This is a genomic window from aff. Roholtiella sp. LEGE 12411 (assembly GCF_015206995.1).
Lineage (GTDB): Bacteria > Cyanobacteriota > Cyanobacteriia > Cyanobacteriales > Nostocaceae > Komarekiella.
Window position 1 is genome coordinate 42,401 of the sequence record NZ_JADEXR010000030.1, and the last position, 11,037, is coordinate 53,437.

The 11,037-nt window shown below is 38.7% G+C and carries 9 protein-coding genes and 1 pseudogene; 8 read left to right on the plus strand and 2 right to left on the minus strand.

Annotation, left to right across the window (positions count from 1 at the left end; genetic code table 11):
* Positions 1–74 precede the first annotated feature (74 nt).
* From IQ246_RS09520 to IQ246_RS09555, 8 genes and pseudogenes are all read left to right on the plus strand, one after another.
* Positions 75–728 (plus strand): PAP/fibrillin family protein, encoded by a 654-nt coding sequence (locus IQ246_RS09520; protein WP_194002330.1) that lies wholly within the window; start codon positions 75–77, stop codon positions 726–728.
* 746 nt (positions 729–1,474) lie between these two features.
* Positions 1,475–3,664 (plus strand): patatin-like phospholipase family protein, encoded by a 2,190-nt coding sequence (locus tag IQ246_RS09525; protein ID WP_194002332.1) that lies wholly within the window; start codon positions 1,475–1,477, stop codon positions 3,662–3,664.
* A gap of 175 nt (positions 3,665–3,839) precedes the next feature.
* Positions 3,840–4,235, plus strand: a complete 396-nt coding sequence (locus IQ246_RS09530) for a hypothetical protein (RefSeq protein WP_194002334.1) — start codon at positions 3,840–3,842, stop codon at positions 4,233–4,235.
* Between the two features lie 422 nt (positions 4,236–4,657).
* Positions 4,658–4,972: a phosphopantetheine-binding protein gene (locus tag IQ246_RS09535; protein WP_208492092.1), complete on the plus strand. Its 315-nt coding sequence runs from the start codon at positions 4,658–4,660 to the stop codon at positions 4,970–4,972.
* A gap of 53 nt (positions 4,973–5,025) precedes the next feature.
* Positions 5,026–5,622 (plus strand): Uma2 family endonuclease, encoded by a 597-nt coding sequence (locus tag IQ246_RS09540; protein ID WP_194002336.1) that lies wholly within the window; start codon positions 5,026–5,028, stop codon positions 5,620–5,622.
* A 48-nt stretch (positions 5,623–5,670) separates the two neighbouring features.
* A pseudogene (locus tag IQ246_RS09545) lies at positions 5,671–6,030 on the plus strand (AMP-binding protein); the annotation flags it as partial.
* Between the two features lie 39 nt (positions 6,031–6,069).
* Complete coding sequence (locus IQ246_RS09550; RefSeq protein WP_339379227.1) at positions 6,070–7,851, plus strand: GUN4 domain-containing protein; 1,782 nt, start codon at positions 6,070–6,072, stop codon at positions 7,849–7,851.
* 69 nt (positions 7,852–7,920) lie between these two features.
* Complete coding sequence (locus IQ246_RS09555) at positions 7,921–8,412, plus strand: hypothetical protein (protein ID WP_194002338.1); 492 nt, start codon at positions 7,921–7,923, stop codon at positions 8,410–8,412.
* Between the two features lie 341 nt (positions 8,413–8,753).
* Here the strand turns inward: IQ246_RS09555 and moeB are convergent, their stop codons facing one another.
* Together moeB and IQ246_RS09565 are read right to left on the minus strand one after the other, a co-directional pair.
* Positions 8,754–9,929 (minus strand): molybdopterin-synthase adenylyltransferase MoeB, encoded by a 1,176-nt coding sequence (gene moeB, locus IQ246_RS09560; RefSeq protein ID WP_194002340.1) that lies wholly within the window; start codon positions 9,927–9,929, stop codon positions 8,754–8,756.
* A gap of 385 nt (positions 9,930–10,314) precedes the next feature.
* Positions 10,315–10,806, minus strand: a complete 492-nt coding sequence (locus IQ246_RS09565; RefSeq protein ID WP_194002360.1) for a Mov34/MPN/PAD-1 family protein — start codon at positions 10,804–10,806, stop codon at positions 10,315–10,317.
* Positions 10,807–11,037: the final 231 nt, after the last annotated feature.

The following is an 11,037-nucleotide window of genomic DNA, read 5'->3' on the forward strand; positions in this document are numbered from 1 at the left end:
GTCTTATTATAATTTCTTAGATAAGTACTAGTACAAATAAAATTGTAAGCAAAAATAAGGAAAATATTCAATCCTTGAACAATCGACTCTTATTGAAAGAAAAATTACAAGCAAGGCTTGAGCAGATTCAAACCAGGAACGATGGCTCTCCTGTTACCGATTTGAAGCTAGACAAAACCTTAGCAGCAGAAATTGAACAATTGACGACGGAATTGGAAAGCGCTAATCCTAATCTCTATCCTCTGCTTTACGCTACTTCTTTGCTGGAAGGAGCTTGGCAACTGCAATACTCCACTGCTAAAGAAATCCGCTCTTTAGCTTCCCTGCCATTGGGGTTAAAGGTGGGTAAAGTATATCAGGTGATTGATGTTGTAGATAAATTGTTTTTCAATCTAGCGCAAGTTAAGCATTCTCTTGGACTACTATCAGGATATGTCAAAGTAACAGCTAGCTTTGAGCCAGCGAAAGAAAGTTTTGAGCCTCTACCGAATAAACGCCTCAACGTCTATTTTGACAAACGCTACCTATCAATTCAGAAGATTGCCAGTATTAATACTCCCCAACTTAACCCATTTAAGGTATCAAATGCTAATAATCCTACGGGCAGAATTGCCACTCTCGACATTACTTACTTAGATGAAACCTTGAGAATTGGACGTGGAGGAGATGGAAGTTTATTCATTTTAAGTAAATCCGATGATTTACCTGATTTAACTTTCTCAATTTGAACGCGATCGCCCCGCCCTACTTGAATAACCCAAATAAGCAGAGGAACTGCCTAAAATCACTCACTGGCTCAATTAGTATACTGCCATCTAGCATCACCAAAATTTTTAAGCTTTAACTGAGTCAATCAAATCTTCTATTACGTCAGTCATAGTTCTTTTTGATATATTTCAAATAGCCTTTTACCCGTAGCCATTTGAGTTTTTTTCTGTTTTGACTTTCTCAAAGTAACAAAAGAGGGATTAAAACAAAATTTAGGAGTTTATAAAGACTAATCTACTTTATTGTTAACTGTCTTAACTGTCTTAACTGTCTTAACTGTCTCATAATTAGTTTTTAACTGTCTCCCTAACTGTCTTACCTGCTATTGCATTTTTTTGATAAAGCTGAGATTATTTGGATGGATAAGCTTTATTCAGTTTTACATCTCCATCATTATTTTCAGGTCACTAATCAAATCGGATTACTATATCAAATTTTCAGTCAGACCCCCAACAAAGGTATTAATCAATCCGCAAACTCTATTTTAAAAGCTTAATTCCCCGTTTCTGTCCAGGCTGTTCCGTGTCCAAGACAAAAATACGACGAAGCAGTAAAACCCCCGGCACACACAGCGTTTCTCTTCAGGTGATTTACCATGCCTGATGATATTGTTTGAACGGCAATCTAGACACAGAAGGGTAACTAAACAATCATAGAATAATTTTTAAATAGCTCCTTTATTTCTAGCGCTGGAGATTAAAATGTCGTGACAAATGTACATACCCAATCAGTTCTGACATTTGATGGTCAGGATGATTATATAGATTTTGGTAAGAATGATATTGGTGGTGTTTTTGCTGAGGGAAGTTCAGCCTTTACAATTTCCGGATGGGTTAATCCTCAAGAGCTAAAAAATAAAACCAGTACTTATGGGACGCGTAATGTCTTTTTTGCCCGTTCTTCAGATAGATACAGCGATAATTTTGAGTTTGGCATAAGTGAAGAAGGGAACTTAGATGTATATATTGATGAGAAGATTGACAAGGTTATCAAAACCTTTGGCAATGGAGAATTAAGTATCAGACAATGGCACTTCTTTGCTATTGTTTTTAATCGGGGTCAACTGACCATATATCTAGATGATCATGAGTATTTTGGTTATCTTACAGGTGACTCTTTAAACAAAGCATCTAGTCCTGTAACTCTGGGCGCGACTTTACACAACAAAATATATTTCACAGGTCAGTTAGCTCACATCAGCGTTTGGAATTACCCGTGTCCCCCAGTGGAAATCCAAACGCATCGCTCTGGATCTCTAGTCGGTAATGAACAAGGATTAGTCGCCTACTGGACATTAAATGAAGGACAAGGCACAACTGTCCGAAACCAGATTGGAAATACCTTTCATGGAACTTTGCATGGTAATCCCAACTGGGATTTAGCACAAGTTCCATTTGCGGTACACGAAACGTCAAGCCTCCAGATGAGCGCACAATCATCGAATGAGAGCCAGAGACAAGATGAGACAGCGAGCAGTCCAAAGGAGGGGGGCCAGTCCCTTGAAGAGGTTCCCTCTGTTGAAGGGACTACCGTTGGCGAAGCCGACTTGCAGCAAGTATCCGTTGAGGTTCCCCCCGTTGTAGAAACTGGCGTCCTTCTCGAGGCGACACCTACTTTAGCGCCAGTGGTACCGAAAGACGAGCCTCAGTCGAAAGGAAAAAAAGGGACAAGGAGAGATAGGGAAAAATCCAACAACATCCAAACCACTCCAACCCCTCAGCCAAAGCAGGAGAAAGCCGAAACAGCCCAAACTAGGGAAAACGAAGTTCTAGTCAATATCCAACAGCAAGAACAACCAGAAACATTAACTCAGGAGCGATCGCAAAAAACTATGAATACAACAGCCAATCCCAAATATAAAATACTTTCCATTGATGGCGGCGGTATTCGGGGGATTATCCCAGCAATGATCCTTGCAGAAATAGAAAAACGGACACAAAAGCCGATTTTTAGTATGTTCGATTTAATTGCTGGTACTTCCACCGGAGGAATTCTTGCACTCGGACTAACTAAACCCCAATTAATCTTAGACGCACCTGATAACTCGCCGGTTGCCCAATACAGTGCTGAGGATCTCCTCAACCTATATGTTGAGTATGGGGCTGAGATCTTTTACGAGCCATTCTTTGAACAGATACTCGGCCCACTAGAAGATATGTTTACCCAGCCAAAATATGCTTCTGATGGAAGAGAAGAAATTATCAGGCAATATTTTGGCAACACCCCTCTGGAAAATAATCTCAAAGAAGTTTTCGTAACTAGTTACGATATCGAGCAACGAATTCCCATATTCTTTACCAACAAAGTAGAAAAACAACAGACAGAATCTAAAAAGTTTCGCAAGTTATGCATCGGCTTTACCCTCACAGATGCCGCAATGGCAACTAGTGCGACTCCGACTTATTTTCCTCCTTATCACGTTTCTACTTCCCATAATCCCAACGGCTTCTATAATTTAGTCGATGGAGGATTGATTGCTAATAATCCAGCTAATTTGGCGATTATGGAAGCGAAAATTAGTAGACAAGAAAAAAGACCAGTTCTGCATACGGATGATATATTGATAGTCTCATTAGGTACGGGTTCTCTTACAAGTGTCTACACTTATAAGGAAGTCAAAAATTGGGGACTTTTGCAATGGGGAAGACCTCTCTTAAATATTGTGATGGACGGTGGTAGTGAAGTAGTAGCCGGAGAATTAGAACGCTTATTTGAGCCTGGTGACAAAGAAATTAAAGGTTCTTATTATCGGTTTCAAACATTCCTAGCGGGTGACTTGGAAGCCATCGATAATGTCAAGTCAGAAAATCTTCGTCAGCTACAAGCAGTAGCCCATCGACTTATTCAAGAAAGAAGTCAACAAATCGATGAGTTGTGTAGTATTTTATCCAACTAAATCAGATCAGGGTGAATAGAGATAAAAATTATCAAGTATTAACCCAATCTGAGCGCAAATGATTGTTATCTGGTTTAGTCTAGGTTTTGAGATGAGTTTCTTTATTTACAAAGAATTCATTTTCGTACCCTTAGTAATGTTTTAACCAAGAGTGTAAGGATTTTAGGTAATTACAATGGATGAAGTTGTTAAAAAAATTTCCGCTCTGGGTCTTCCTGGCATACTTCTGGTGATTGCAATCTCAGCATCAGGGATGATGGGTAGTGCCGCCGTTGTGGCTGCTCTCACAGCATTGGGAGGACCGTTTGGCATCATAGGAGGTCTGGGCGTGCTTGGTCTAGCAACCCTTGTAGGGGAGACTATAGCGGGATTTGGAATTGAAGCCGTTCTCACGAATATTTATGCAGAACGTAGCAAAACCGAATCCGTAAGATTTCTCCTCAAAGAAATTAAAGATTTACCTATTACAGAGGAGCTAAAACTAAAACTGAAAAACCAACTTAGCCCAGAAATCGTTACTGATTCTCAAGTACCTCAGCCCCCAAAGACAATTGAAATCGTTGAAGAGTAATTTCACTTAGGACTTACGCAACTGGCACACAAGGCTTCTGGTATAAGAGTCAAGGGTCAAGGGTCAAGAATCAAGGTTTTTTGGACTTTTGACCTTTGACTCTGGACAACCTCTGGCGTTAAAAATATAACACTTGCGTAAGTCCTGTCACTATTACATTCGCTGAGATTTCAGGTCGAATGACAATATAGTAGGATTTAGGAGTCAGGAGTAGAGACGCAATTAATTGCGTCTCTACAGGAGTAAAAAATAAAAGAGTCTTTATATCTGGTTTTTTCGTGCAAGAGGTTTATTACCTGGTACAAGCCGAAAACTCAAACTAAAGGTTTATCAAAAGAAGTAGAAAAAACTTCTTAGGTCATAATCAAACTTTAGATTTAGTAACTTGATAAAATGTAATCGGTTTCTCAACAGACATTGAATTGCCTGTAACCTCGACAGAAAAATTGCTTGCTGAATTGTGGTCGAAGCTGCTTCAATATGAAGCGATCGCTGGGGCGGGTGTAGACGTAGCCCACCATGATAACTTCTTCAATATGGGGGGTCATTTTTTATTAGTAACCCAACTGATTACCCACATCCGTGATAAATTCAAAGTGGAACTGCCTCTGCGGAAGGTATTTGAATTTGTCACACTCAGTGAATTAGCGAATTATCTTTATACCTGTATTTGGGTTAATTCCACAAATGAAAGTATGCAGTCTCTCAACTCTCATGAAGAGGAAATTGAATTTTAAATCACTACGGCTGAAAACACATTATCAAGTAAAATTTATCTTTAACTTAAGCCATGATTGCCCTATCTAATCCCAGTTTTCTCACTCCCGAAGCATACCTACAACTAGAAGACAAAAGCGACATTAAACACGAATATATTGATGGTAAAGTTTACGCAATGGCGGGAACAACTGACACCCATAACACCATTGTCGGAAACCTATTTATTTTGATTCGTAACCACTTTCGAGGGTCAAACTGTCGAGTTTACTTTGCCGATATTAAAGCCCGAATTGAAAAACGTAACCGCTTTTATTACCCTGATATTCTTGTAACCTGCGACTCTAAAGACCGAGAAACACCCACATATAAATGCTTTGCTAAACTGATTATCGAAGTTCTATCCGAGTCCACCGAAGCCTTTGACCGAGGTGACAAATTCAACGACTATCAAACCCTTGAAAGCCTAGAGGAATACGTTTTAGTTAACACAAAACACCAACGAATTGAAACCTTACGCCGTAATGAACAAGGCTTATGGGTGCTACAAACCTATACACCCGATGACCAAACCTTTGAACTCCAAAGTATTAACCTAACTGCATCATTTACTGACGTTTACGAAAATGTAGAATTGGAAGAGATTGCCCAGAAACCAGAACTGAGTTAAAAATTATAATAACTCTCCAAATCTAGTAAAAACGCCTTAACTTCTGAACTGATGACAGCGGCTGAACTTTTGCAACTACAAAGCTGGAATCGGACTCAAACTGACTATCCCCACGATCAAACCCAAGTCGCCAAAACTCCTGATAATCTCGCTTTGGTGTTTGAATCCCACGGACTTACTTACCAGCAACTGAATCAAAAAGCTAATCAACTGGCTCATTACCTGATTCAAAATCACCAAATTCAGCCAGACACTTTAATTGGTATCTGCGTTGAACTGTATTTGGAGATGATTATAAGTCTACTCGCTATCCTCAAAGCGGGTGGAGCATACCTACCGATTGACCCAAATTATCTAGGCGATCGCATTGGATTCATGCTACAAGATTCTGGGACATCAGTGTTGCTCGACTAAGGTTTCCTACAGCTATTAATCAATTTTGGAATTTTGGGAGAAAGTAAAAGCGATCGCCAAAACTTACTAGTATCAAATAGAAGCAGTAGGGAGAGTATTTGTATCATGCTTACTAAACAGCAAAGACAACTAATTACTTACAAAAAGATTACGATTTATGAACGAACCTATAAATTACCCGTTCTAAAAAACACCCGATTAAAAACTATTCAAAAACAAGTTAGAGAGCGTCGAAGGTTAATTAAAGAAGGTGTTCGATATCATCACCATTTTGGAGGAATAATAAAGCGAAAAGAGGAAATTAGTCAAGGAGAAATTTTTCAGGAAATACAATTATTAATTAGAGAATACACTCATCTTATTGATTTTTTAGAAACTTATAAAGATAGTTATCAACATTTCTTGTTGAAGCTTACAGATGACTTGAGAAAGCTATTTATACAAAAATATCTTGAAATCAAGACTTTGGATGAAGAAAGGAAAACATTAGAGATTAGAAATCAGAGTAATCAGAAGATTATTGATGAATTAAAATGGGAAAAGCAAGAAAACTTTCAAGCAGTTTTACTCTTGAGCAATGCCTCTTTTTTGATGTTAGAAAAAATAAAATTACTTAGTGAAGGACTTAAAACGCTGGCAGAAGATACTAAAATTCAAAAGCAAATTGTTCAGCAAGTAGTTAGAGATTTAGAAGTATATCAAGAAATTTACGAATATCAAAAAAAAGCCCAAAAACTTCGTCAAGAAATAGCAGAAATAGCCAAGACTGCAATCAATTTTGAAAATTATTTACAAGACTACTTTAGTCCTTTTCAATCTTTAATAGACGAAGTAGGAAAAATAGATGAAGATTTTTACTCAACTGTCGGAGATATTAAAAGTTTAGCGGATAATATTTTAAAGTCTCAATCGACTTTATTAATTCCCAAACAAACTGAAGCAATTTCTGAAACTTTTCTCGATTTTATGGTGGCAAGTTATGAGAAAAAAGAACGATTAAAAGATGCTTTTATTCAGTCTAGATTATTAGATTGGCAAGTCCATAATTTGGAATCGGCTGATGATGGAGTCTTTTTAGACAAATCAATTGATTCAATATCTAACTATATATATAAGGAACTTACCCATCAAAGAAAAGTATTAGGGATAGCAGAAGCAAATTTGGTCTCCATAGTGCCTCTCCCTTCTGTTGAAAAAACAGAAGAGACAGGACTGACTAATGATGATGCTACTTTCACAAAAGAATGTAAAAATAACCAAAACATTGATTATACCAAACTGCGAAATTTCCTGGCGCAGCACAAGTGGAAAGAAGCTGATATTGAAACCACTAAATTAATGCTACTAATCATGGGTAAGAGTTATTGGAATGAAGTTTATAAAGAAGATATTCATAGCTTTTCTTGTGAAGATCTCCATACCATTGATCAACTTTGGGGAGAATACAGTCATGGTTATTTTGGCTTCAGCGTTCAGCAAAGTATCTGGAGTGAAGAGGGTGGTAAAGTAGACTACGAAACAGAAAAAAGACTTGGCGATCGCCTTGGTTGGCGCAAAGAGGGGAACTGGTTAGACTATAATGAAATAACTTTTGAATTATCCCCTACAACACCAATAGGACACTTACCAGTCCACTGGTTGCACTATGACCAAGATACCTTTGGCTTATCCCCATCATCTGCGGAACACCTTTCAATGGGAGCATGGCGGGTAGGGTGTTGGTTAGTTTTGCAGATGCATTTATTCTTTTCTCGTACCAAAATTTGTAACGGGCTTAAAGGAAAAGTTTCAAGATTATGCCCTGATGATGGATAGTAGAACTGATTTTTGCCTTATAATTTATGCTTGTTTGATATCAGACTTTAATTAATTTAAAAGATAGACATGAATAATAGCAATCTTTCGGATATAGAAATAGAAAAGTTACTTTTTGGAAAATGGCGTTTTGATAAATCTTGGGAAAAAATATCTGTTGAATTTAAAGATGATATGACATACGAGCAAACCAGAATTCAAACATTTATTTTACATAAACCTGTGGAATTTATAACAGGTAATAAATTTACTGGCGTATGGTACGTAAGTGAAAGAAAATTGTGTTTAAATGTAAAAACTGTTCCAAAATCTATTTTCAATTTACAGATACCCCTATTATCTAGGGTTTCTATTGCAGACATGGTTGCTAATTTCGGATCTTTGTTTATAACAGAAAGATACGAAGTCATTAAAATTAATAATTCTGAATTTTTAATAATGGATGCAAATGAATCAATGATTGGCATAAAGATAAATTATCAAGTGGACAGTAACCTAGAAAATATGACGGCAAAGCCGCCAGGAGCTAGGATAAATAAAGATTTCAGGTCTAGAAAATAGCTAGCTCATCAGTCGCTAAATAGGCACAGCCACCTGTTAAGAGTAAGTGGATTCATTCGCGCCGGAAAGCTCAAAGTGACTTGGACAGGACTTACGCAAAAGTTGCCGAAAAGCTTAATTTATCGAACCGCCTTCTCTACGATAGGCTTTCGCCAACGCGCAGCGTCTCGTACAGAAGAACGCCGAAAATTCGTAGAGTGTGCGTAAGTCCTATTGGACTGAATGGGGATGAAGTGACGTACCTACACCTCCTGAGTACAGGTAAGTGTAGGCTTCTCAAAGACTCCTCATTGAGGACATAGTTTGAGCTTTGTGCCCCCAAAAAAGCATTCCTAGCCTTTTTAATATTCTGGAACTGACGAATCGACTTCCCGACTCCAAGCGGTAATTCCGCCTTTGACATTCGTACCCACAACCCCAGCTTCCTTGAGAATGCCGAGGGCTTTCGCCGATCGCCCGCCCATCTTACAATGAGCAATTAAGCGATGACCATTGAGTATTTCTTTGACTTTGGCAACACCATTACCGTTTTCAATATCTGGTAAGGGCACTAACACTGAACCAGGAATCTTCGCAATGTCATACTCATTGGGGTTGCGGACATCCAGAAGTACAAAATCTTTTGCACCACTATCGAGCAATTCCTTTAATTCCTTGACGGTCATTTCTTGAATTTCCATCTGCTGTTTCGCCTCCTCTGCCTTAGCTTGTGGGATACCGCAGAATTGTTCGTAGTCTATCAGCTTTTCAATCACTGGGCGGATGGGATTGGGCCGCAGTTTCAACTCCCGGAATTTCATCTCTAGAGCATTATACAGCAGTAGTCGCCCGCTTAGGGTGTTACCCTGTCCCAAAACAATTTTGACAGTTTCTGTTGCTTGGATTACACCAATAATCCCTGGCAAAATTCCCAGTACTCCACCTTCTGCACAAGAGGGAACCATTCCTGGTGGTGGTGGTTCTGGGTATAAATCACGATAATTCGGCCCACCTTCGTAGTTAAATACAGTAGCCTGCCCTTCAAAGCGGAAAATTGAACCGTACACGTTGGGCTTATTCAGCAATACGCAGGCGTCATTAACTAGATACCTGGTGGGAAAGTTATCGGTGCCATCCACCACAATATCGTAAGGAGCGAGGATATCTAGAGCGTTTTCGGAAGTGAGACGAGTTTCGTATAAATCAACCTGACAATAGGGGTTAATCTCGTGAATGCGGTTTTTTGCCGATTCAATTTTGGGTTTACCCACCCAAGATGTACCGTGAATTACTTGGCGTTGCAGGTTGGAAGTATCGACAACATCGAAATCGACAATACCAATGCGTCCGATACCCGCCGCTGTAAGATATAAAAGCAGTGGCGCACCTAGTCCACCTGTACCGATACACAATACACTGGCAGCTTTTAGGCGTTTTTGTCCTTCTAGTCCAACTTCCGGCAAAATCAAGTGCCGCGAGTAGCGTTCGTAATCGTCTTTTGTTAACTGAATTTCATCCAGATTGGGATTGAGCGACATACCGTGTACCAACAGTTCTAAGGTTTAGTCTAGTAATTTTAGTATTAAAGTAGTAGCTTTAGGTTAGCGATTTTAGCCGCTTCTTTAGATTTTTATTTGGATAGTAATATTTTAGTCTACGGAGAAGCACTTTTTTAATTCGAGACTATAGAATCTGCTTTGGATGTCTAGTGATCGAATCAATTGTTAAACAACCGAGCAACGTATATCGATAAATATTTTTTGGCAAACTTCCTCATTATAAATAATGTCTCAACTTCGGTAACGAACCGAGTGCAATTGTAGAAGTTAATTAATAAATTCCATTTTCATTTTATGTTGATTTTTGTAGAAAGTTGAAGTAAAAACTATGAAAACAAGGTGAATATGTAAGCTGTATTCTTAGTCAAAGTAGTTTATGATCAAAATCATTTGATTCAGGTCTGGTTATTGACTCTGGTTGGAACTGATGACTATTATCAAGACTCCAGCTTTTGAGTTCCCCAGCCTTACCATTCTGAACGGAAACTATTATATATGAGTATCCTTGCCAAGCATATAGGCGATCGCATTCTGAAGGTATGGCAGGATGATCGGGATGGGAGTGATAAATTCCAATAATGTTCAATGAGCGATCGCGTGCCTCTTTTTGTGCTTGTAACATAACTTGGGGTGCGATCGCATATTGTCGCCTTTTACTTTCTGCTGTGTGTGTACCTGGAAAATCAGCCGCCTCTGTACTCCAGGCATTTTCTGTTGGCATTACTTCAACTACAGTTTTACTCTCACTAGTCTCACTAGCCAGATAGCCGAAAATTATACCACAGCACTCATCAGGATATATGTTTTCAGCATGGGCGCGGATAGTTTGCAAATGTTCTTGACTTAGTTTAATCATGTCTGCATTCCTAATTTTAGTCATATCTGTGCTTGTTTTAATTGAGTAGACTACAGCAAATAGTTCGCCCTAGTATTGCAAGCCAGTCTATTGTGGCCTATTCGTAGTTTTTGTCCTCAGACATCGCTCTTAATTGATATAGAGCTAGTATTTGATTTCTGAAAAAAATTCAGTACATCTTTATTACTTCTTCTCCATGCCCCATGCCCCATGCCCTGTCTCTTATACACA

What these genes read in the sequence shown, in the direction of transcription:
- IQ246_RS09565 (WP_194002360.1), bottom strand. Translation starts at nt 10,806, where the DNA reads ATGATTAAACTAAGTCAAGAACATTTGCAAACTATCCGCGCCCATGCT.
- IQ246_RS09530 (WP_194002334.1), top strand. Translation starts at nt 3,840, where the DNA reads ATGGATGAAGTTGTTAAAAAAATTTCCGCTCTGGGTCTTCCTGGCATA.
- moeB (WP_194002340.1), bottom strand. Translation starts at nt 9,929, where the DNA reads ATGTCGCTCAATCCCAATCTGGATGAAATTCAGTTAACAAAAGACGAT.
- IQ246_RS09540 (WP_194002336.1), top strand. Translation starts at nt 5,026, where the DNA reads ATGATTGCCCTATCTAATCCCAGTTTTCTCACTCCCGAAGCATACCTA.
- IQ246_RS09555 (WP_194002338.1), top strand. Translation starts at nt 7,921, where the DNA reads ATGAATAATAGCAATCTTTCGGATATAGAAATAGAAAAGTTACTTTTT.